Origin of the sequence: Winogradskya consettensis, assembly GCF_018332715.1 — a bacterium.
GTDB classification, from domain to species: Bacteria; Actinomycetota; Actinomycetes; order Mycobacteriales; family Micromonosporaceae; genus Actinoplanes; species Actinoplanes consettensis.
This window is the reverse complement of sequence record NZ_BOQP01000056.1, coordinates 56622-83136: the sequence shown is the minus strand read 5'-3', so window position 1 is coordinate 83136 and position 26515 is coordinate 56622. Positions and strand designations below refer to the sequence as shown.

1 protein-coding gene is annotated in these 26515 nt (G+C 70.8%); it reads left to right on the top strand.

Going from position 1 to position 26515, the window contains the following annotated elements; genetic code table 11:
• Nucleotides 1-2407 precede the first annotated feature (2407 nt).
• Nucleotides 2408-26512: a DUF8616 domain-containing protein gene (locus tag Aco04nite_RS43390; RefSeq protein ID WP_213003016.1), complete on the top strand. Its 24105-nt coding sequence runs from the start codon at nucleotides 2408-2410 to the stop codon at nucleotides 26510-26512.
• Nucleotides 26513-26515: the final 3 nt, after the last annotated feature.

Below are 26515 nucleotides of genomic sequence, written 5' to 3'. Positions count from 1 at the left end.
GGGCACGGGAACTGGCGCGGGAACTGGCGCGGGCACTGATGTCGGCGCAGGAACCGGTGTCGGTGCGGGGACTGGCGTTGGCGCAGGGGTCGGCGTTGGTGCGGGCCCGGGAACCGGCGTTGGTGCAGGGACTGGCGTCGGCGCAGGAACCGGTGTGGGCGCAGGAACCGGTGTCGGCGCAGGAACCGGCGGGACGGGGATCACCGCACCGCCACCGGCGGGGGCGAATGCAGGTACTCCAACGGCTGGCGGGACAGGGACCACCGCGCCGACTCCCATCGAGACCCCGGCACCGGCTCCGTCCAATGCTGACGCGGGTATCACCAGCCCTCCCCCTGCCAGCGCGGGTTCGACCACCCCCACCCCCGTCGACGTGGGTTCCAATGCACCTGCGCCTTCCGACGCTACGGCTCCCGCTCCTGGCGACGCGAATGCCACCCCCACTCCAGGTAGTACGGGCGCAACAACCCCCGCACCTGGCGACGCCAGCACCACAACTCCGGCACCCGGCAGCACCGGGACCACGACCCCAGCACCCGGCAGCACAGGCAGTACAACTCCGACGCCTGGCAGCACAGGCACCACGGCCCCGGCTCTTGGCGGCACCGGAACCACGGCACCGGCACCCGGCAGCACAGGCACCACAACTCCTGCACCCGGCAGCACAGGCAGCACGACTCCTGCACCCGGCAGCACGGGTTCCACGGTGCCGACGCCGGGGGTTTCGGCTGGGCCGGTTGGGGTGGGTAGTGCGGGGCCGGTGGCGGGGGTTGTTGCCCCGGTGGGTGGTGTCAGTGGGGGGCTTCCTGGGTTTGACAGTCCGGCGGTTGTGGGGGCGCCCGATGCTGGTCAGGGCGCTACGACACCTGTTGCCTCGGCGCCAGTTGCGACTGCGCCTGCTGTCACGGCTCCCGCGCCGGGGAATGCTGACCTGACGACAACGGCGCCGACTACAGCCGGGCCGGTCTCGGCCGGGCCGACTACTGCCGGGCCTGTCTCGGCTGGGCCGACCACTGCGGCACCGGCGCCTAACTCGGAACCCGCGACATTTGCGCCGCCCAGCGCGGCTCCGGCAACTGCGGGGCCTGCCACTACCGCTCCGGTTACGACCGCTCCAACCACTACAGCGCCGCCGACCAACGCAGCACCAACAACTGCTGCGCCCACAACTCCCGCACCCACAACTCCCGCACCCACAACCGCCGCACCCACAACCGCCGCACCCACTGTTACGGCACCCGCTACAACAGCGCCCACCACGACAGGGCCCACTGCAACAGGGCCCACTGCAACAGGGCCGGCTGTAGCGGCGCCGGGCGGGGTGCCGGTGACTGTTGAGGGTCCTGTGGCTGGGGTCGGGTCGGTCGGTGATGTGGCTCCTGGGCCGGCGGCCGTTCCTGAGGTGTCGGCGCCGGGTGTGGTGCCGAGTTCGGCGGTTAGTACTGACCAGTCGGCAGCGCCGGGTCCCGTGAGTCCCTCGTCCACGGTACAGACGCCGGCCGGCCAGACGCCGACGGCTCAAGCGCCCACAACTCAAGGCCCCACAACTCAAGGCCCCACAACTCAAGGCCCCACAACTCAAGGCCCCACAACTCAAGCGCCCATCATTCAAGCGCCCACGACTCAGGCACCCACTACTCAGGCACCCACTACTCAAGCACCCACTACTCAAGCGGCTACGACTCAGGCGACAACGACTCAGGCGACAACGACTCAGGCGACGACGGTCCCCGCGGCGGCGGTTCGGGCGGGTGGGGAGCAGGGGCCTGGGGTTGCGGTGGGGACGCCGGGTAGTGAGGTTGGGCCGGGTGTGGTTGCGGGACCGGCTGTTCAGGATTCCGCGGGCGGGCTGACTGTTGATGCGGTGTCCATGAGCGACAGCGCTCCGGATTCCGACAGCACGACGAACGCCGACAGCACGCCGACCCCCGGTAGCACTCCCGCTACGGGAAGCAACCTCACCGTAGGAAGCGACCCGACTCCGCAGAGCACCCCAACCCCGCAGAGCACCTCGGCGCCGCAAAGCACTCCAGCGCCGCAGACCAACACAGCGCCGCAAAGCACCCCAGCGCCAGCGCCAGCCGCGACCCCGACACCGTCCACCGACAGCAACCCGAAAGATGCGGCGCCGAAGACGCCGCTTCGCATCGATACGTCGTCGGCCGCGCAGCCGTCCGTGGGGCCGGATTCCGTGGGGCCGGATTCCGTGGGGCCGGATTCCGTGGGGCCGGATTCCTTGCCTGCCAGTCCTGAGGCCGCTCCCTGGGCGCAGGGTGTTGACATCGACTCTGACACCGACTCGGCCATCGATCTTTCCTTTGATGACGAGCAGACGGCCGAGCAGGTAGACGGGCAACAGCAGCAGGTTGAGGTCAAGCCTGCCCCGGATGTTGACTCGGCGATTGATATGACCGCTGATGACACGCCGCCGTGGGTGCGGAATGACGGTGTGCGGCTGGGTGCGGCGACGCCTGGGGCGACTCCGCTGCTCGGGGATGCGATGCCGCGGGACCAGTGGTGGCAGCTGTATCTGGATCCCAAGCATCATGCCGAGGCTCAGGCGAAGTTCCCGAACGATCCCGGGTCGCTCTACGACAATGACATGTCGCCCGGTTTCCAGCGGGGGATGGTCGAAGCGTACGAGCAGTTCCTCAACAATCCGGCCGTCAACAGCACGACCCTGAACGCGGCGACGTACAAGGGCATGCACGAGACGGTGACGCAGCACCTGGCGACGCCCCTGGATTGGACCGGTGGCACGAGCCGGGGCAACTTTGCGCGGCCGACGTCGTTCCCCGTGCGTAATGCTGAGGTCAGCCCGGATGTGTTCGCGGATCGGGTGGGCGATCGGCCGTTGATGATGGATCTGCGGGACGCCGTCAAGCAGCGGGGCGCGAAGCCGGTCACCTTCACGAGCACGCTGATGGGCCGGAGCGGCGCCAGTAACAACGATATGCCGCGCACCATCACGACGAACTATCTTCGGGCTGACGCGCCGGCGCTTGTCGACCAGATTTTTGATCAGTATCGCGGCGAACTGACCACCGCGGGGACTGACCCGGATGCCAAGCTCGCCGCGATTGCCCGCACCGTGCGTACGCTGCACATCACCCACCCGTTCGAAGACGGTAACCGCCGCCTGAACGTGCACGTGCTGCTGCCGAAGCTGTTGCTGGACAACGGTTTCCGGCCGGTCATCGCGCCGGACATGGATCAGTTGTTCCAGGGTGGACGGTCCATCGACAGCATCGTGTCGGTGCTGAAGAATTCGCAGCCGCCCGGGGTCTCGCTGCGCAGTGATGCCACAACGACACCGTCGGTCGACACGGTTACCCAGGGGCCTGACGGGACGTGGCTGGCGGATGGCAAGCCGTTGGACATCCGGCCCCTGCCGGGCGGTCGTCCCGGCGTCGCGCTGCTCAACGATCAGGACTACCGGTCACTCGGCGATCAGACGTTGATCCCGGACAGCGTGTCCACCGCCGTCGTGGTGCACGGGGCCGGTGACGTGGTGCACGCACCCGTACGCAATCCGGACGGCACCACGAGCACCGTCGCCCTGACTCCCGGGCAGCTCGCCACGGTCGTCAATCAGCCGGGTACGCCCATCGCCCTGCTCTCCTGCGACACCGGCACGCTCGCGGGCGGCTTCGCCCCTCAGCTGGCCGACGCGAACCAGGGCGACGTCGTGGCCCCGAAGAGCGACATCATCGCCGGCAGCAGCGAGGCTCCGGGCGGGATCCGCACCGTCGACGGCGAATCCTGGCAGCTCTACCAGCCGGACGCCGTGGACGACGAGGGCTGGGACGTCGTCAACGACGTGACACCGTTCGACGGCATAACCGCGAGCGACACCGCGACGAGCAATGACACCGGCATCAACCTGACGGCGATGGAGGGTGTCGAGAGGACGAACCCGGACGCCGATTCGGAGATGGTGGACGCGCCGCCGAGCCCGAGTCAGTTCAGCGACAACCTGGTCCAGGCGAAGCAGAACGGCACGCCCGATCAGGTCGTGGCCGCGCGGATCGCCCTGCTCAACCATGTCGCGCACGTCCCGGGGCCGGGCCTGCCGCCGGTGATCGCGCAGAACGCGCATCCGGACACGGCCCGCGCCGCGGATCTGCCGACGGTCACGAACGACCTGTTCCCTGGCCTGGACGCGATCAACCCGGACAAGCTCGGCCCGCAGGACACCAACTGTCACATCACCGTGCAGATCGTGGATCGGATGCTGGGCGGGCATCCGCCGATGACCGCGCCGAAGACCGGCACGATCCAGGATCTGAAGACGCTCGAGCAGCGGATGGGCAGCCAGTTCACGACCACCGGCGGGCTCGTCGATCTGGTGCGCACGGTGGACTCGTTGCCACCCGGATCGCGCGGGGTGGTGGCGTTCGAGCACTCCCCGGGCAACGGGCACCTGGTCAACGTCGTGAAGCTGGACACCGGGCACGTCGTATTCGTCGACGGGCAGTCCGGCGAGCTGGCAACGCTGCCGGACTCCGGCCGCTTCCACATCATGCCGACGCACGTGCCCGGCGCAACCCTGCCACAAAACGCCCAAAACGCCCCAACCAGAGGGACGTTCGGTTCCACCGGCGTCAATCCCGCGCCTGCCCGCACCGCGTACGCGACCTCCTTCGACGTGATCGAACGCCCCCCGGCCACCAGCGGCGTGCCGGATGTGGTCGCCAGGTCCTACGAGCAGGCGGGTCTGCCCGTCCCGGAGACCACAGCACCACGCCCCAACCTCGGGCACGTCGACGGGCACATCGCCTTCGACCACCAGGTGAAGGACGGCGTACAGAACTTCACGGTGCGCGTACACCTTGATCCGAAGGACGCGACCGCCCGCGAGCAGCAGGCGGACGTCGAGAGCCGGACCAGAGCGGCCGTGGACCGGGCCTTCAACAGGGGCCTGCCCCTGCAGGTCACGGTCGAGTTCGTGCCGGACGCCGCGAGCGCGCACACCACGATCGAGTTGTTCGGCGAGAACGCACCGCGGACCACTCAGACGGAGTGGGCGGCCGACACGGACGGCGACACGCTCGCCCACGAGATCGGCCACTACCTGGGCCTGCCGGACGAGGACAGCAACGACGACCGGGTGCTGAGCCGCCCGGCGCCGAGCCCCGACTCGCTCATGGCCGGCGGCTCCGAGGTGTCGCAGCAGCACGTCGACACGATCAATCAGATCGCCGAGGCGGTGCTGCCCGCCAACGACGGTGACACCACGGTGAAGCCCGAGCGGGACGGCGGGCCCTCGCGTCCGGCGCCGGACGCGGTCCGCAGCGGCCACAACCAGGCGTTCCTCAATCTCGTGAACAACCGCGTGCAGGTGACCCCCGGCAACTACCGGGGTGTACGCGACATCCTGGTGACCAACCGCCGCCCCATGGGCTTCGTGGTGAACATGACCGCCCCGGCGAGCGACGTGAACCGGTTACCGGCCGTGCTCAACTCGATCGTGGCGGGGCTGTCGCCGGGCACCGACGTCGTGTTCGTGGTCGGGCTGAACACGAACTCGCGGCGCGCCGACGCGGGCCTGCAGCAGGCCGTGGACCAGGCGACCCAGATGGTGGCGAACTCGTCGTTCCCGGTCGCGATCACCGGGCACGCCGTCGGGATGAACGGCAAGAACTTCCCGTACGGCACCGCCCGCAACGTCGTCCTCGAGTCGGCGGAGACGAGCGCGGCGATCGAGGCCCTGGCCGCCAAGAACCGCTACCCGTACGTCGCCGTGCAGGACTTCGACACGGGCTCGCGCGCCACCCCGTCGGGTTCGCACGTGTTCGACCGGATGCAGCAGACGACGTCGGACTATGAGGACGCCGACCCGGACCGGCCGCTGATGCTCGCCGGCGGTTACCGCGTCGGCCCGACGGCGCAGCTGATCACGGACACCCGCGCGCGGCTCGTCCGGGAGCAGGCCAGGTCGGCGAGCGGCAACCAGCGCAGAAAGATCACCGAGGCGATCGCTCGGCTGGACGATCCCGCCAACGCGGCCGAGTTCGTGCAGCGCTTCACCCGTGCCGTCAACGACGACATGCAGACCCGGGACCGGCAGAAACAGATCCACCCCCTGCTCCCGTACGCCCCCGAGCCCAACCTTTTCGTCGACGGCCTCGTCGTCCGGGGCAACGCCGGGGTGCGCTTCGGCGACGGCGGCGCCGAGTTCAACAAGCTCGGGGCGAGCCTGCACCGGGCGTACGCGCAGGAACTGGCCGCGGACGCCGGTTACCAGTCGCTGAGCCAGGTCCCGCCGGACGTGCTGGACGGCAGCCTGCGGGCGAACTCGCAGAACAACCGGCACGACGTGCGGGGTCTCGGTTTCCAGGTCGAGTACGCGGATTCGGCCGTACCGACGGATCTGTCGCGGCTCGCGGCGGACCTGATCCTGGGCAAGGCGCTGCCGCAGAACCACACGTCGATGGCGACCGTCTCCGATCGGTTCTTCGGCTTCGACGCGCAGAACAACCCGGTCGGCGGCCCGTCGAACGCGAAGGCGGCGAAGGCCGGGATCGGGCTTACTCCGTACGCCTCGGCGAACGCGGCAACGGCGAACCCGTACACCCAGCCGTCCTATCAGCCCGGCGGGCAGTCGTACTACAACACCGGTGTCGTCATCTCGTCGTCCGGCCCGGCGCAGTCCACGTCGTTCGCCAGTCAGCTGAACCCCGCGCAGCTCAAGCAGCTCGGCGGTGCGTCGCACAACACACTCAACCCGTCGATCTCGCTGGGCCCGAACGTCGGCGTCGCCCCCGATCAGAAGCTCTACGCGGCCCAGCAGTTGTCGCTGTCGAACACGGCGAACACGGCCCGGCAGGAGTTCGCGAACGCCAGCAGCGTCAATGCCAGCACCGCCGTCGACATCCGGTCGAACTCGCTCTATTCGGTGCTGGCGCAGCAGGTCAACCTGAGTGCCGGTGAGATCCGGACTCGTACGCTGAACGCCGGCCGCCGCGCCGACGCGACCCTGTTGGAGCAGGTCGCGAACCGGCGCCGCGACACGCCGTACCAGAACGGCCATTTCGTCACCGCCTCGCTCGGCTCGTCGACGCCGGTCACGCCGAGCTCCCGGGAACGCGACCGCCTCCGGAGCGCGCACGACGTCGTCGCCGACGTGACCGCCCACGCGCTCGGCCTCAACATCGCGGTCCACACGCCGAGCGGGACGCAGACGCACCGCGCACCGGGTGCGACGCAGACGTTGCACGTGTCCCGGCGGACGGACAGCCGCGACCGGATCGTCTTCGAGCCCTACCGCTCGTCGCGCCCGGCGCCCACCGGCACGAACCCGGCCCCGGCACCGGCCGCGCCCGCCGACTCCTACACCTCGCAACGAGCGGCGACACCCCCGCGCACCGCGAACACGTCCGCGTACGACGTCATCGAGCGTGCACCCGTCGCGACCGGCGTACCCGATGTTGTGGCCCGCTCCTACGCAGCAGCCGGACTGGACGTACCCACCACCGATCGCCCCCGCATCAACCTCGACCACTACGCGGGACCCATCGCCTACGACCACCGCTCGTTCGACGGCGTCCAGGACTTCACGGTCAAGGTTCACCTCGACCCGCAGGACGACGCCGCACAGAACGCCCGGCCGGACGTCGAGAACCGGGTCCGCAACGCCGTCCACGACGCCTTCAACCAGGGCCACAAGGTCGGCGACGACACCCTCAACGTCAACGTGGAGTTCGTCGACAACCCCGCCGACGCCCACGCCGCCGTCAAGCTGTTCGGCACGGATGCGCCGCCGACGGACCAGACCAACTGGTCGACCACCGGCAACGACGTCGACTTCGCCCACGAGATCGGCCACTACCTCGGCCTCCCGGACGAGTACGTCGACAACATCCGGGTCCTGAACAACACCCAGCACGAGAACTCGCTCATGGCGGGCGACAGCAACCAGATCCAGCAACGCCACCTCGACCGCATCGCCGACACCGCCACGTCGTCCCTGCCCGCGAACCCCGGCGAGACCCGGCCGATCGACCACGACACCGACCAGGCCACCCGCCCCGCACCGCCGCCACGGGTCCCGGGCGGCCGCAACCAGGCGTTCGAGAACCTCATCCAGAACCAGGTACGGATCGACGGCCGCTCCTACCCCGCCGTCCGCGACTCCCTGATCGCGAACTCCGCACCGATGGGCTTCGTCGTCAACGTGATGGTCCCGGCGGGCGACGTCGAGGACCTGCCCCGCGTCCTGAGCTCGATCGCCGGAGGCATGCGACCCGGCACCCGCGTCGCGTTCGTCGTCGGCGTCAACACCGACAAGACGAAAACCACCAGCCAGCTCGAGAACGCCGTCGGCCGCGCGCTGCAACTCACCCAGAACAGCGGCATACCGGTCGCGGTCACCGGGCACGCCGTCGGCACCAATGCCAAGACCGGTGCTTTCCTGTACGGCCGGGGCCGCAACGCCGTCCTGGACAGCTCCGCCACGACGTCCGCCGTGCAGGCGTTCGCGAACTCGGGTGTGTACCCCTACGTGTCGTTCCAGGACTTCGACACCGGCGCGAGAACCACGCCGTCCGGTGATCACATCATCAACCGCCTGCAGGACCTGACCGCCGTTCCGGGCCACGAGCCGGCCCGCCCGCTGATGCTGACCGGCGGCTACCGGATCGGCGACGCCCCGCAGCTCGTCGCCGACACCCGGCGCCGCCTGGACCGCGCGCTGGCCACGACGACGAGCTCGACGCAGCGCAAGAAGATCCGCGACGCGATCACCCGGCTGGACAACCCCGGCAACCGCGACCAGTTCGTGCGCGACTTCACCGACGCGATCCGCGACGACATGCAGACCCGCGACCGGCAGGCCGGCATCCATCCGCTGCTCCCGTACGCCCCCGAGCCGAACCTGTTCGTCGACGGCGTGCTCGCCGTCGGCAACCCGGCCAGCCGGTTCGGCGAGGGGTCGGCGGAGTTCGGGCAGCTCAGCACGAACCTGCACCGGGCGTACGGCGACGAGCTCGCGGCCGCGTACGGGTATCGCCGCAACGAGATCCCGGCCGAGATCCGCGACGGGCAGTTGCAGGTCGACTCGCAGAACAACCGGCACCCGAGCCGCGGCCTCGGCTTCATGGTCGACTACGCCGGCTCGGCCGTGCCCACGGATCTGTCCCGGCTCGCGGCGGACGTCATCCAGGGCAAGGCGTTGCCGCAGTCACACACGAGCATGCTCACGGTGTCGGGCCGGTTCTTCGGCTACGACGCGCAGAACAAGACCCCGGGCGGCCCGTCCAACCCGAAGGCCGCGAAGTCGGGCATCGGGCTCACGGGGTACGCGAGCAGCAGCGCGGCGACGGCCCACCCGTACACGCAGCCGACGTACCACCCGGCCGCGAGCTCGTTCTACTACGGCAACCCGGCCGCCGGCCCGTCGACGGCCGCACCCGTGGCAACGCCGTCCTGGCAGAGCAACCTGTCCACCGCCCAGACGCAGCAGCTCGGCGGCCAGTCGCACAACACGCTGAACCCGGCGATCTCGTTCGGACTGCCCGGCACGAACGCCAGCGTGGGCCTCCCGCCGAGCCAGAAGCTCTACGCGGCGCAGCAGCTGTCGGTGTCGAACACCGCCAACACCGTGCGCCAGCAGTTCGCGAGCGCCGAGAGCATCGCCCGGGCCCTGCCGGTCCGCAGCGACTCCGTGTACGCGGCCATCGCGGCGAGCGTGAACCTCAGCGCGAGCGAGATCCGGGACCGGGTGCTCCGCGGCGGGCGGGACGCCGAGGGTCCGCTGCTCAATCAGCTCGCCGCCCGGCGCACCCGCGGTGACTACGGCACCGGGCACTTCGTCGTCGCGGCGATCGGCGCACCACGGTCCGACACCGGCCGCTACGTTCCGGAGGCGACGACCGCGGAACGCAGCAGCCGCGAACGTGAGCAGCTGCGCAACGCCTACGACGTCGTGCTGGACACGGCGGCGGCCGAGCTCGGCATCACCATCGTCGTCCACACCCCGAACGGCACCACGCACCGTTACACGACACCGGGTGCCCAGGGAACCGTCCACATCCGGCGCCACACGACGGACACGGACCGCGTCGCCTTCAGCCGGCCGGCTCCGCAGGGCTCGAACGCGACCCCGGCACCGGCCGCACCCGCCGACCCCTACACCTCGCAACGAGCAGCGACACCCCCGCGCACCGCGAACACGTCCGCCTACGACGTCATCGAGCGCACCCCCGTCGCGAGCGGCGTCCCGGACATCGTGGCCCGCTCCTACGCGGCCGCAGGGATGGACGCCCCGACCACCGACCGCCCCCGCATCAACCTCGACCACTACGCCGGACCCATCGCCTACGACCACCGCAGCTTCGACGGCATCCAGGACTTCACCGTCAAGGTCCACCTCGACCCCCAGGACGACACCGCACAAGACGCCCGGCCCGACGTCGAGAACCGGGTCCGCAACGCCGTCCACCAGGCGTTCAACCAGGGCCACCAGATCGGCGACGACACCCTCAACGTCAACGTCGAGTTCGTCGACAACCCCGCCGACGCCCACGCCGCCGTCAAACTCTTCGGCACCGACGCACCCCCGACCGACCAGACCAACTGGTCGACCACCGGCAACGACCTCGACTTCGCCCACGAGATCGGCCACTACCTCGGCCTCCCGGACGAATACGTCGACGGGCTGCGCGTCCTCGGCACCCAGCACACCGACTCGCTGATGGCCGGTGACAGCCCGCAGGTCCACCAGCGCCACCTCGACCGCATCGCCGACACCGCCGCCGCGTCGCTGCCGGCGAACCCCGGCGAGACCGGTCCGATCGAGCATGACGCTGAGCAAGCAACCCGGCCGGCGCCGCCACCGCGCGTGCCCGGTGGCCATAACGCTGCGTTCGAGCAGCTGGCGGCGCGTGCACGCCCCGTGACCAGCGGAACGTACCGGCAGGTCCGCGACAAGCTGATCAACGACCGGGCCCCGATGGCGTTCGTCGTCAACGTGATGGTCCCGGCGAGCGACGTCGAAGACCTGCCCCGCGTCCTCAACTCCATCGCCTCCGGGCTGCGCTCCGGCACCCGCGTCGCGTTCGTGGTCGGCGTCAACACCGACAAGACGAAGACCACCGGCCAGTTGGAGAACGCGGTCGGGCGCGCGTTGCAGCTCACCCAGAACAGCGGCATACCCGTCGCGGTCACCGGGCACGCCGTCGGCACCAACACCAAGACCGGCACGTTCCTGTACGGCCGGGGCCGCAACGCCGTCCTGAACAGCTCGGCGACCGCCACGGCGGTGCAGGGGTTCGCGGGCTCCGGCACGTACCCGTATGTGTCGTTCCAGGACTTCGACACCGGTGCGCGGACCACGCCGTCGGGTGCGCACATCTTCGACCAGGTCCAGGCGCTCACGGCGTACGACAATGATGATCCTGACCGGCCCTTGATGTTGACCGGCGGTTATCGCGTCGGTGACACCGCCCGGCTCGTCGCCGACACCCGCAAGCGGCTCGACCGTGCGCTGGGCAAGACGTCGAGCTCGACGCAGCGCAAGAAGATCCGTGACGCGATCGACCGGCTCGACAACCCGGGCAACCGCGACCAGTTCGTCCGGGACTTCACAACCGCGATCCGCGACGACATGCAGACCCGGGACCGGCAGAAGCAGATCCACCCCCTGCTCCCGTACGCCCCCGAGCCCAACCTGTTCGTCGACGGCCTCCTGGTCCGGGGCAACTCCGACGTTCAGTTCGGCGACGGCTCGGCGGAGTTCGGGCAGCTCAGCACGAGCCTGCACCGCGCGTACGCCCAGGAGCTCGCCGCTGACTACGGCTACTCGTCCGTCCGGCAGCTCCCCGAGGACATCCGCGAGGGTCAGCTGCAGGTCGACTCGCAGAACAACCGGCACCCGAGCCGCGGCCAGGGCTTCATGGTCGACTACGAGGACTCGGCCGTGCCGACGGACCTGTCGCGGCTCGCAGCTGACGTCATCCAGGGCAAGGCTCTCCCGCAGTCGCACACGAGCATGCTCACGGTGTCGGGTCGGTTCTTCGGCTACGACGCGCAGAACAAGACCCCGGGCGGGCCGTCCAATCCGAAGGCCGCGAAGTCCGGCGTCGGGCTCACCGGGTACGCGAGCACCAACGCTGCGACCGCCAACCCGTACGCGACTCCGGCCTACCACCCGGCGGCGAGCTCGTTCTACTACGGCACCCCCGGCGCCGGGCCGTCCACCGCCGCGCCCGTCGCCCCGTCCTGGTCGAGCACCCTGTCGGCGGCCCAGTCACAGCAGCTCGGCGGGCAGTCGCACAATACGCTCAGCCCCGCGGTCTCCCTCGGCGTCCCGGGCACCAGCTCCAGCATCGGCCTGCCCCCGAGCCAGAAGCTCTACGCGGCGCAGCAGCTGTCGATGTCGAACACGGCGTACACGGTCCAGCAGGAGTTCGCCAACGCCGCGAGCATCGCCCGCAACGTCAAGGTACGCAGCGACTCGGTCTACACCGCGATCGCCGCGAATCTGAACATCACCGCCGAGGACGTCCGGTCCCGGACCCTCGCCGCCGGCCGGGACGCGTCGAGCAGCACCCTGGAAGCACTCGCCGGCCAGCGCACCAGCAACGACTACCGCAACGGCCACTTCGTCGTCGCGGCGATCGGTGCACCGCGCTCGGACACGGGCCGCTACGTTCCGGAAGCCACCCGCGCCGAGCGCAACAGCCGCGAGCGCGCGCAGCTGCGCAATGCGTACGACGTCGTGCTGTCCACCGCCGCGGAGGCGCTCGGCATCACGATCGTCGTGCACACCCCGAACGGGTCGACGTTCCGCTTCGCCGCCCCGAACTCCCAGGGCACGGTCCACGTCCGCCGGGTGACGACCGAGACGGACCGGATCGCGTTCTCGCCGTACTCGTCGTCACGCCCGGCGCCGAAGGGCACCAACCCGGCCCCCGCGCCGATCGCACCCGCCGATCCCTACGCGAACCAACGCGCCGCGACCCCGCCGCGAACCGCGAACACCTCGGCCTACGACGTCATCGAACGCGCGCCGGTCGCCAGCGGCGTACCCGACGTAGTGGCCCGCTCCTATGCCGCAGCCGGATTGGACGCCCCGACCACCGACCGGCCCCGCATCAACCTCGACCACTACGCCGGACCCATCGCCTACGACCACCGCTCGTTCGACGGCGTCCAGGACTTCACCGTCAAGGTCCACCTCGACCCCCAGGACAGCGACGCCCGCGATCAGGAAACGGCGGTCCAGGACCGGGTCCGCAACGCCGTGCACAACGCGTTCAACCAGGGCTACCGCATCGGCGACGACCAGCTCAACGTCAACATCGAGTTCGTCGACAACCCCGCCGACGCCCACGCCGCCGTCAAACTCTTCGGCGCGGATGCCCCACCGACCGATCAGACGAACTGGTCGACCACCGGCAACGACCTCGACTTCGCCCACGAGATCGGCCACTACCTCGGCCTCCCGGACGAATACGTCGACGGTCTGCGCGTCTTCACCAACGTCCAGCACACCGACTCGCTGATGGCGGGTGACAGCGACCGGGTTCACCAGCGCCACCTCGACCGCATCGCGGAGACCGCCGCGGCGTCCCTGCCGGCCAACCCCGGTGACAGCGGCCCGATCGAGCACGACGACACCCACGCGACCCGGCCCGCGCCGCCACCCCGGGTCCAGGGCGGTCACAACGCCGCGTTCGAGCAGCTCGCGTCCGCGCAGCGAACCGTCGACCCCGGCACGTACCGGCAGGTCCGCAACTCCCTGATCCACGGCCGCGCGCCGATGGCGTTCGTCGTCAACGTCATGGTTCCCGCCGGTGACGTCGAGGACCTGCCGCGGGTTCTCAACTCCGTCGTCGCCGGTCTGCGTCCCGGCACCCGCGTCGCGTTCGTCGTCGGCGTCAACACCGACAAGTCCAAGACGAACCGTGACCTCGAGAACGCCGTAGCGCGGGCGAGGCAGATCGCCGACAGCGCCGCCTCGATCCCCATCGCCGTCACGGGTCACGCGGTCGGCACCAACCCCAAGACCGGTGCCTTCCTGTACGGCCGGGGCCGCAACGCCGTCATGAACAGCTCGGCGACCGCGGCGGCGGTGCAGGGGTTCGCGGCTGCCGGCGCGTACCCGTACGTCTCGTTCCAGGACTTCGACACCGGTGCGCGGACCACGCCGTCCGGGTCGCACATCTTCGACCAGGTCCAGGCGCTCACGGCGTACGACGATGACGATCCTGACCGGCCCTTGATGTTGACCGGCGGTTATCGCGTCGGCGACACGAACCGGCTCGTCGCCGACACCCGCAAGCGGCTGGAGCGCGCGGTCGCCAAGGCGGGCAGCTCCAGCCAGCAGAAGAAGATCCGCGACGCCATCAAGCGGCTCGACAACCCGGGCAACCGCGACCAGTTCGTCCGCGACTTCACGACCGCGATCCAGGACGACATGCAGACCCGGGACCGGCAGAAACAGATCCACCCCCTGCTGCCGTACGCCCCCGAGCCCAACCTGTTCGTCGACGGCCTGCTCGTCCGCGGCAACCCCCAGGTCCAGTTCGGCGAGGGCTCGGCGGAGTTCGGGCAGCTCAGCACGAACCTGCACCGCGCCTACGCCGAGGAGCTCGCCGCCGACTACGGCTACCAGTCGGTCCGGCAGCTGCCCGCCGAGATCCTGGAGGGCCAGCTCCAGGTCGACTCGCAGAACAACCGGCATCCCGAGCGTGGGTCCGGCTTCCTCATCGACTACGCCGACTCCGCCGTGCCCACCGACCTGTCCCGGCTCGCCGCCGACGTCATCCAGGGCAAGGCGTTGCCGCAGTCGCACACCAGCATGCTCACGGTGTCAGGCCGGTTCTTCGGCTACGACGCGCAGAACAAGACCCCGGGCGGGCCGTCCAACCCGAAGGCCGCGAAGTCCGGCATCGGGCTCACCGGGTACGCGAGCACCAACGCTGCGACCGCCAACCCGTACGCCACCCCGGCCTACCACCCGGCGGCGAGCTCGTTCTACTACGGCACCCCAGGCGCCGGGCCGTCCACCGCCGCGCCGCTGACGTCGACGTGGCAGAACAACCTGCCGGCCGCCCAGATACAGCAGCTCGGCGGGCAGTCGCACAACACGCTCAGCCCCGCGGTCTCGCTCGGCGTGCCCGGCACCAGCTCCAGCGTCGGCCTGCCCCCGAGCCAGAAGCTCTACGCGGCCCAGCAACTGTCCATGTCGAACACCGCGTACACCGTGCAGCAGGACTTCGCGAACGCCGCGAGCATCGCCGCCAACGTGCCGGTCCGCAGCGACTCGGTCTACAACGCGATCGCGGCGAGCGTGAACCTGAGCGCCGGTGAGATCCGGTCCCGCACCCTGCAGGCGGGTCGCGACGCGGGCTCCACCGAACTCGAAGGCCTGGCCGGGCAGCGCGCGCGCAACGGCTACGGAACCGGCCACTTCGTCGTCGCCGCTATCGGTGCCCCGCGCTCGGACACGGGCCGTTACGTCCCCGAAGCCAGCCGGGCCGAGCGGAACAGCCGGGAGCGGGAACGGCTGCGGAACGCGTACGACGTGGTGCTCACGACGACGGCCAGGGCGCTCGGCATCACGATCATCGTCCACACCCCGAACGGCAGCACGCACCGCTTCGCCGCCCCGAACTCGTCGGGCACGGTCCACGTCCGCCGCGTGACGACCGAGACGGACCGGATCGCGTTCTCGCCGTACTCCTCGTCCCGCCCGGCGCCCCGGGGCAGCAACCCGTCCCCGGCTCCGACGGCCCCGGCCGATCCCTATACGGCCCAGCGCGCCACGACCCCGCCGCGGACCGCGAACACGTCCGCCTACGACGTCATCGAGCGCACCCCCGTCGCCAGCGGCGTCCCCGACATCGTCGCCCGCTCCTACGCGGCCGCCGGACTGGACGCCCCGACCACCGACCGCCCCCGCATCAACCTCGACCACTACGCCGGCCCGATCGCCTACGACCACCGCAGCTTCGACGGCGTCCAGGACTTCACCGTCAAGGTCCACCTCGACCCCCAGGACAGCAACGCCCGCGACCAGCGATCAGCGGTCGAGAGCCGGGTCCGCAACGCCGTCCACCAGGCGTTCAACCAGGGCTACCGCATCGGCGACGACCAGCTCAACGTCAACGTCGAATTCGTCGACAACCCCGCCGACGCCCACGCCGCCGTCAAACTCTTCGGCACCGACGCACCCCCGACCGACCAGACCAACTGGTCGACCACCGGCAACGACCTCGACTTCGCCCACGAGATCGGCCACTACCTCGGCCTGCCCGACGAATACGTCGACAACATCCGCGTCCTGAACAACACGCAGCACACCGACTCCCTGATGGCCGGTGACAGCGACCAGATCCACCAGCGCCACCTCGACCGCATCGCCGACACCGCCGCGTCTTCGCTGCCCGCCAACCCCGGCGAGACCGCGCCGATCGACCACGACACCGACCAGGCAACCCGGCCCGCACCGCGGGAGTCGCGGTTCGTGGAGCACTTCGACGACGATCTCGCCGGGCAGGACATCGACCCGGACACGATCGGGCTCGCCATCACCACCGAGGGCGACGTGGCGCTGCCCTCCCCCGACGCCGTCCGGCAGACGATGCCGTCGTACCTGCTCGAGAACCGGACGCTCGGCGTCGCCGCCCAGCTCGACCCGATCGAGACGGGCCGGCTGGACCTCGGTGTCGACCTGGACGCGACGACCCTCGACACGATCCACGACGACATGCGGGACGACGTCGACCAGTTCCTCAACACCGGCCGGCCCTACCCGGTGACCGTGAACGGCCGGCCCGCGGAGCTGACCGTCACCGCGACGCATGACTGGTCCGCGATGACGGTCGAAGCCGTGTCCGACGACCACGCGAAGGCGAGCTCGAAGGTCGAGGGGACCAGCGAGCACTCGGTGCGCCACGTCCGGGACAAGCATCTCGAGCCGAAGGTGACGGTCACCGCCGCACCGGCCCTCGTGGTCGGGGCCGGGGCGAGTATCCCGGTGGCACCGCAGACCACCCACTCGATCGCGCACCGCAGCAAGTTCACGACGACGACCACGGTCGAGTTCGCCGACCAGGCCAAGGTCAAGGTGCCCGTCCGCTACACCGCGGTCCTGCGCGACGCCGACGGCAACGTTCTCGGCACGAGCTCCACGGGCGCGTCCGTGCGCCTGCGCGTACCCACCAAACTCGCCGCCGTACCCACGACGATGCCGGACCCCGACGCGCCGCCCCTGGAGGTGGCCCCGCCCAAGCGTTTCGGCGTGGAGAGCGTCGTCGCCCGTCCGGCCCCCACCGCGGGCACGTTCTTCGACCAGGTCGCCGCCGTCCTCGCCGGGAACGGGCTGAGCGATCTCACCCGCACCGGGACCCCCGGCCGCGCGGTGCTGACCCGGTTCCTCAGCGAGGGTACGATCTCGTCGAACCTGGGCCGGATGGTCGTGCACGATCCCGGCAACCGGCACGACGGCTGGGTGAAGTCCGAGGACCTGTTGCGCTCGCCGTCCCGCTGGTGGCGCAAGCCGTTCCCGGGCCGGCACCAGGCGCTGCAGATGCGGCTCGTCGCCCGGCAGGTGGAGACAGTCGAGACCGTCGACGACGCCACCCACCTCGACACGTCCGCGTTCGCCAACCAGAGCACGGACCGCAGCAACGCGGAGCGCACGATCAATCTCTGGGGCACCGTCGGCGGCGGCGCCGACGTACCCCCGCTGACCGTCGTGGTCGGCCCCAAGGTCTCCGCGACCCGCACCGGCGGGCACACGCAGGAGTTCACCGAGGAGACCAGCACCCGGCAGACCCTGTCGGCCAAGGGGCCCGCGGTCCGCTACCGCACCGTCTACGACCTGCAGGTACGCACGATCGGCCGGGACCCGGTCACCCTGGACGGCGCGGTCGAGACGCTGCAGTGGACAACCCAGGACCGGGTACGCGACACCGCGCTCGACCCGAACCGCGACAACGCCGGCTGGCACGGCCGCACCGGCACCGCCCGCAGGTACTACGCCCCCGCGCACATCGAGCAGGGACGCTCGTTCGGCGGCGCGTTCATCAACGACCTCAGCGGCGGCGACCGGATCTACCAGGCGGTGTCGGATGCCCTGCGCCGTACGCCCGGCCGGCACCGCTTCAGCCTCGAGTCGGACGCGTTCCTGCGCCAGTTCGACGATCCCGAGTTCGCCAAGGGTCTCAGCGCCGGGGTGAAGGCCATCCTGGCCCGCGACACCGACGCCCGGCAGAAGCTCGACGACCGCCAGCTGCGCTACCTGCTGGACCGCATCGTCGGGCCCGGCCTGGAGATCCCGCTGGTCAAGCATGGTCACGTCTTCGATCACACGACGGTGGTGACCGTCCGCGGCGGGCTCACCGATCTCTCCGACGGCGACCCGATCGACCGGGGTGACCTGCACGCGGCGGACCGGCGCAAGAGCAAGACGACCGCCGGCTCGGCCCGGGACCGCAGCATCACCGGCGAGGTCAGCGTCGAGGCCCGCCTCATGGGCCCGGTCGGGCGCGCGTTCTCCACGCTGCTCGGCGGCCCGAAGGCGAGCGTCACGCTGGCCCGCACCGACGAGCTCGGCCTCACCCAGGGCCACACGTCCCATTCGGAGCACGGCCCGGGACTGGAGGCGGACGGCACCCCGGCGGGACAGCCGATGCGGGAGTTCGCCGGCACGCTGTGGGTCGAGGCGGCGAGCCGGTCGTCCGTACGCTCGAACGACAACGCCCGCCGCATGTTCCCCGGCAAACCCGGCCGCGGCGTGCCCACCCGCGTCGGTCAGGTCGACAACCCGCCGGCCCGCCAGCAGTTGTCGATCCGGCTCCTCGTGCCCGAGCATCGGGTGACCGGGACGCCCCCGCCGGCGCTGCCGAGCCTCGAACCCCGCGACGTCGAGCGCACCGGGCGGCCCACCCCGATCAGCCGGCAGTCCGGCGGGTACCCGCACGATCTGGACGGCGCCCGGATCGAGACGTTCATCGGGGCGGAGCATCTGCAGGCCGCGGTCAAGGAGAGCCTGGTCGATGCCGCCCAGGATCCGATCTACGACTTCCCGGACGGCCGCGTCTCCACGGTCATCGCGAACGCGCTGTCACCGGACCGGCTCGCCGGCGACCCGCAGATCTTCAGCCGGCCGGTGCCGCTGCGCAATCTGCAGCACCCGCGCCGGACCGCCGTCGCGGACGCCGACGCCGGGGTACGGCTGATCCCGAGGAACCCGCGGCGGCTGGCCGTCTCCGAGTTCGAGCAGGTCACGGACGTTCGCAGCGGCGGCACCACGACGGCGGAGAAGCACGGGCGCTCGTTCGAGGTCAGCGCGTCGGCGACCGGCGTCGCGTCGCTGACCGGGTCCGGCGTCGACAACGGCGGCAGCACGTCCACGCCGGGCGGGGCGATCATCGCGTCGGTGACGCCGTGGCTGCGGCGCTGGGGCGGGGTCAAGGGCCAGTCCCTCGCGGGCGTCTCGAAGCTGCGCGTGGGTGAGCGCCCCGAGCGGCGGGTTCTCGTCCAGCTCGACGTCGACGCGGAGGTCGTCGCCGAGGCCCGGCACAAGGGCAACCTCGACCCGTTCGACGTACTGCCCGGCGAACGGACGAGGCGGGCGGGCCAGACGTTCACGCTGCCGGACGCCGTGCAGATGTGGATGACCGAGGCGCAGTTCGACGAGCTGACCCGCCACGACCAGGAACACCGCCGCGTCACCGAGGACATCCGCCGCCAGCACCGCCAGGCCGCGGAAGCCGAGCAGCTCCGCACCGCACCGGCGGAAGAGCGTGCGGCACTCGCGGCCCGGCACGCCGCCGAACGTGACGCCGCCCAGCAGCGGCACCAGTCGCAGGCAGCCGGGCAGCAGCGGCCGGCGCCTCCGGTGGATCCTGCCGTCCCGGCGGGCCCGACCCGGTCGCTGGGGCTCGGCGGGGTCAGCACCACGGTCGACCTCAGCGACCGGATCACCCATCTGCGCCGGCGCATCGCGGAGTCCGTCGACACGAGCGAGCCCGGCCGCGGCGAGGAGGTCGCGTTCGCGCTGCTGCCCGAGTCGTCGCTCGACCAGCCGCACGACAACGTACGCAAGCTGCACACGTTCCTCGCGAACGCCGACCATCACCTCGACGGCGCACTCAACGGCGGCCGGACGCTGCCGATCCGGCTCGAGGGCCGGTTCGAGGGGCACACGTACCAGGTCACGCTGAACGCCGAGTTCCTCGCACCGCCGCGCTACGCGGGCATCCAGCACGTGCGGGAGCTCTCGGTCAGTGACAGCACCGCGGTCGCCGGGACGGACACCCGTACGCGCGGGCAGACGTTCGGCTCGGTGACCGTCACCGCACGCGCCCAGGGCTCCGAGACGGACAAGGTCGACGGCAACGCGCAGGACACCACCGGGCACGGGCCGGCCACCGGCACGGTCGGCGGCGGTTACGTGGCGACCGCGAACCTCGGTGTGACCAGCACGACCGAGACCGACACCAGCGGCCGCACCTACGAGCAGTCGATGAAGGTCAGCGGCCCGGTCGCCACCTACACCGGCGACGTGCGGTTCGGCATCACCGTCACCGGTCACCGGCTGCCCGACGACGGCGTCACCGTGCACGCCGTCCGCCCCGTCACGATGCACACCCGGGTCGGCACGTCCACCCCGGACGGTGATCCGGGCAGGCCCGGACCGGTGACCACGGGCAGCGCCGACGAGAAGTGGCTGAGCCCGGCGCAACGCCCCCGGTTCACCGTCGAGCACGTGCACACCGGCATGACCGACCTGACCGGGGCCGCGGAGCAGGCACTCACCGCGTCCGGCGCCGACCTCGACCGGGCGACGAGGGCGGCGCTGCGCGACGGGCTCACCCCCGCGAACCTGAAGGCGGGCCTGCCGGCCATGCTCGACGGCACGTTCCGGGTGCCGCTGCCCGGGAAGGCCGGCCGGGACCTGCACGTCGAGGCGCGCCTGGTGCCGCGGCCGCGGTTCGCCGGTGCGCACGCCGGCATCACGCTCGACAACTCCGTCAAGCGCCCGCAGAGCCGCACGATCGAGCAGACGTCGGGGCACACGTACGCCGTCAAGATGAACGGCCCGGTCCTGACCGGCGGTGTCAACCACCCCGGCGGCGCCAGCAAGGTCGGCGAGCGGCACGACTTCGGCGCCGTCAACGCGTCCACGTTCTACGAGCAGCCGATCTACAGCACCGACCCGACCCGCCAGCTCAAGGTCGAGGCGACGATCAGCACGGACAAGGCGACCGTACGCACACCGAAGCCCGACGCCGCGGACGACCTGACCCGCGCCCTCACGTACGACGTCGAGTTCCGTTTCGTGGCCCGCTCCCATGCGACCGCCTCGGACGGCACCCCGCGCCGGACCGGCGTGACCGGTCTGCGCGTCGACGACGCCGTCACGCTGCTGATGGCCGAGGACGCCGCCCGCGACGTCACCGGCCGGCCGCTGCGGCCCGAGTTGCGGCAGTCCGCCCTCGACCTCGCCGCCCGTGGCAAGGAGTGGTCGGACGCCGTGGCCCGGCTCGACGGGGCGCTCGCCCAGGCGGACCCGGACGACGCCGACGTCGAGACCGCCGACCGGGCCGTCTTCCAGGCGGAGACCGCGTGGTCGGACGCGTACGCCGAGCACGACCGGCAGACGCGGTGGCAGCACGCGTACGAGAGCGCGCAGCCGCGTTACTTGAGCACCGAACGGTTCACGCCGGCCGCCGACGCCCGCGCCGCCGCGGGCAACCTGCGCGGCGAGCACACCGCGATCGACTTCCAGGTCCGCGAGTTCACGGCCCCGGACGGCACGCCCGTCCGCGCGTTCGGCGTCCACCTCGACCTGACCGGCCCGGCCACCCCGCAGGCCCGCCGCGACTACGCCGACCGGGTCCGCCGGACCGTCGACGAGCTGGTCAACGGGCGGCACACGTTCCCCGACGGACACGAGCTGCACATCGAGTTCACCTTCGGCACCCCCGAGACGCCGACCGGCAACCCGGCGGTGTCCCTCACCGACGACCCCGCGACCGGCACCGACCAGCAGAACTGGAACATCGGCGACAGCCCGGCGGCCGGTGTGCACGAGCTGCTGCACTTCCTCGGCGCCAAGGAGGGCTACTCCTCACCCGACCGGTTGCTGCGCACCCCGGACCGGCCCGGTGTGATGGGGCGGGACGCGCACCTGCTGCCGACGACAGCCGGGGACGCACCGGATCGGCTGCCCGCGTACCTCAATGATCATGATCTGGCCCTGATCCAGGACGTGGCCGCCACCGCCGGGCCGACGCCGCCGGCGGACCGCGACATCACCCCCGCCGACGCGCACACCCCGTCCCGCGCACCCGGGCCGGTGAGCCGGGTCGAGGCCGCCGAGCAGTTCGAGCAGGACCTGGCCCGGCACCTGACCGCCTCGCCGGAGATCCGTGCCGTGGCACGCGCGGCCGCGAGCCGGATGCGTGACGTGCTGATGCAGGCCGCCCCGAACCCGCCGGCGGACGGCATGCCGCGCATCTTCCTCACCGACTCGCCGGACAGCGCGGGCCAGATCGGCACCGCGACCAGCCCGGAGGACTTCCACCGGGTGTTCGAGAACGGCACCCTGCGCGAGCTGATGACCCTGTACTACAACGGGGCGTTCTACAACGTGTTCGCGAAGGGCAAGGACGGCCAGCAGCGCCTCGCCGACGTGGTGCTCGACATCATCCACCGCCAGGACTGGGCGATGTCCGACCGGCTCGGGCTCAACACCGCCGAGCTCAAGCGGTACGCGGGATTCCTCGACAGCCCGCTGCACCACACGGTCAACAACGCGCTCGCCACCGTCCAGAACAAGCCCGCCCCGCCGCCGTTGACGCATGACCCGTTCATGCCGCCGAACATCATCGGGCAGTCCGCCGACTGGGCGGGTGACGTTCGCGAACAGGGACGCAGCGGGCGTACCCCGCGCAGCCACCGCGACCAGGTCCGCGGCCCGCAGGCCGTGACGCCGCGCCAGTTGCGGCTGATGGGCAACGGGCTCGGCGAGTACGAGACCGCGTTCCTGCGCCGCCCCGGGCAGACGTTCACGGTCGACACCTTCGAGTCGGAGTCCGTGGAGCTGTCCACGCTGGAGCGCGGGCCGGACGGCAACCTCGACGTCACGCCGCTGCTGGCGAAGCCGGACACCGTGAACGTGACGCTCGACCTCGAGCACGGGCCGGACGGCGAGCCGGTCCGCGACGCCCTCGGCCGCCCGGTCGTCACCGGCGTCACCCGTTCCTACCTCGGCACCCACACCCACCAGGACCCGTGGCGCACCTGGCTGCGGCCCGACGAGCAGGGTCCCGAGCTGCCGCTGAACTGGGTCAGCGGCAACGCGTACTTCGGTTTCGACCCGGCCGGCGAGTGGTACCGGCAGCTGCACGACGACGCCGCGATCCCGGTCGTGGCCGGCCCGTCGCTGACGGCGAGCCGCATGCTGATCGCGTTCCGCTGGCTGAACGTGCCCGGCGTCAGCGACCGCGACTTCCTCGGCGCGCTCGCGGGCTGGATGGTCGCCGCCCGCGACCATTCGCTGTTCGAGGTGCTGCGTGGCGGCGAGGTCGCGGGCACCTCCATGCCGGGCCGGAGGGTCTACGACTTCGCCAGCTCCGACGACATGTACGCCAACCTGTGGCGCGTCGGCATCGATGTCCCGTCGGACGTGCGCCTGGCCACCCCCACCCCGGCCCTGGAGACCGGCACCACGCGGGAGCCGCAGAACGACCGTACGGTCACCCGCACCTTCGGCCCCGGCACGACCACGTTCACCGGGCCGGCCGGGAACTACACGCTGACCGGTCCCGGTCCCGTCCCCTCGGAGCAGGTCCTCGCCGACCGGCTCCGCAACGATCAACGGTGGCAGGGACAGCCGGTCAACCTCGTCGCGGACGTGCCGCCCGCCTACGCCCGGCGCCTGTCGCAGCTGCTGCCGGGCACCGACGTCCGGGTGGCGGGCACCACGGCGTGGACGACTCCGAGCGGCACCGCGATCGCGTCCGCGACCAGCGCGTACGCCCCGGACGGCCGGCCCCGGCCCCAGCTGCCGCCGACCGGGAACTGGCACACGTACCGGACGGATCCGGTCTCGGCCATCACGACCACCTCGACCGACGGGCCGTATCTCGCCCGGAGCACCGCGGACCAGCCGCTGACCCCGGACCTGGCTGCCCGCGCCGAGCGGCAGCAGGAGACCGGGCTGTCGTCCGAGCCGGACGGCACCGTCGTCGTCTCGCACCTGAGCGCGGACGACCCCGCCGGCCGCGTCACCCCGGTGGTTCCCGGCGAGTACGCGCTCTACGACCACGGCACCCGCGACGGCCTTGTCCGGGGCGGCAAGGTTGTCCCCGTCGCCGAGCTCGCCGCCGAGATCCGCGCCGACAAGCGCTGGCACGGTCAGCCGATCACCCTGGTCGTCTGCGACACCGGTGTGCCCGACGGGTACGCCGCCCAGCTCGCCCGGCTGCTGCCCGGCACCCGCGTCACCGCCGCCGACGCGCCCGCCTGGGTCTCGCCGTCCGGTCACAGCTTCGTGTCCGGCACCGCGGGCTACGACGCGGACGGGCGCCCCCGGCCCAAAATTCCGCCGACCGGTGCCTGGCGCACGTACGAGTCCCCAGCCACCGACACCCCCGCCACCGAGGTTGCCGAGCCCCGCACGTTCCTCAGTGACGGCCCATTGACCGACGACCTCGCCGACGCGCGGCGGCTCGCCCCGTGGGGCCGCCCCTACGCGCGCCGCCCGCTGCTGGACGAGCCGGCGATGCGTCAGCTCATGCCGGGCCGGGAACGCGACTACGAGCGGGACCTCGCCACCACGTTCCTCGCCTCCGGCCAGGCGGCGCTGGCGGGCCGGGCCGCCAAGGTGCGGCTGTACAACGTGCTGACGCAGGCGTACGGCAACACGTCCTGGCTGCAGAAGAACCCGCACTACCGCGCGCTGGCCGAGGTCGACAAACGCGTCGTCGGCGACTTCTACCGCGCCGCCGCCGACATCAGCGAGGGCGAGGCCCTGCTCAAGGGTCTGGTGCAGGACATCTTCAACCGCCAGGACTGGAAGCTCGCCGACCAGCTCGGCCTCTGGACCCAGCAGCTCAAGAAGATGCGCGCCTTCATCGACAGCCCCGCGGTCCGCGCCGAGGTCCGGTCGGTCCTCGCGAAGAACGGCATCCAGAACGACAAGGAGAACCGCGACATCTTCGGCCGCGACGTGCTGGCCTCGCAGCTCGTCGTCGACGACAACCACGGTGCCGACCTGACGCTGCTGAGGGAGCTCGCCCGCGAGGGCCAGTTCATCTCCTGGCGGGCGGCCCGGACCATCACGATGTTCCGGCTGCTCAACGTGCCCGGCGTGAAGACCACGGACTTCCTGCAGATCCTGGCTGGTCACCAGATGACCAACGGGTACGCCAACCTGCGCGAGACCATGGTCGGCGCCGAGATGGCCGACACCTCGATCCGCGGCGTACGCATCTCCAGCGCCAAGGAAGCCGACGAGGTCTACGTCCGCCTGATCGCCAACCAGGTCGTCAACGGCAACAAGTCCGGCGACCTCGGGCCGAACACCCGCCGCCAGCACACGCCGTACGAGGGGTTGTACTGGCGCCGGGTCGAGGGCGGCGAGCTCGGCTACTTCGACGCGGTCGGCTCGACGGAGCGGGCCCTGTTCAACCGGCTCTACGACGACCTGCAGCGGATGGCCTGGGACGTCAAGTATCCGAGCGCCCGCCTGCTCAACTGGCAGCGGCGCAACGGCGTCGACATGCGCCAGATGCTGTTCCGGATCAGCAAGGCGCAGACTTTCGGCGTCTGGATGTACACCAGCGGCAACTTCCGGATCATGAACGGCGCGATGGCGCACAAGGCGAACCACCAGTCACCCACGAACGCGCAGAGCACGTACGACGACATGGCAGTGCTGCTCAGCAAGGACCTCGAGGGCGGCGCGACCGACCAGTCGAACACCGCGGGCTTCCTGCGCTACGACCCGACCCTGCGCGACCTGCGTGCCCGCTACCGGACGGCGTCGTACTACTACGACCACAAGGAGATGTCCTACCTGAAGTACGACATGGAGAAGCGACTGGTCAGCCTCGCCCCCGCCGTGTGGAAAGAGATGCGTATCCACAACGACATGGCGATCGACGCGCTGCGCATGCTCCCGGCGGTCCGCGGCGTGCAGGTCTACCGTGGCAACGAGTACAACTTCGACTACGTGCCCGGTCACGAGTTCTCGATGAAGCACCTGAGCAGCACGAGCCGGGACAAGCAGACCAGCATCGGCTTCATCCCGGAGGGCAAGCCGGGCATGTTGCTGGACATGGATCTCAAGGGCTACGGCGGCCGCGACATCGACATCTTCTCGGTGTTCGCGTCCGAGGACGAGATCCTGATGCTGCCGGGTACACGCTTCCGGGTCACCCGCGTGGTCGAGCGGTTCAAGCCGGGCGGCGGGCGGTACTACCACGTGTACGCGACCGAGATCGCGCCGAAGGGCTATGACCCCAAGCTGCTGGGCGGCTGGGGATGACGA

What these genes read in the sequence shown, in the direction of transcription:
- Aco04nite_RS43390 (WP_213003016.1), top strand. Translation starts at nt 2,408, where the DNA reads ATGACCGCTGATGACACGCCGCCGTGGGTGCGGAATGACGGTGTGCGG.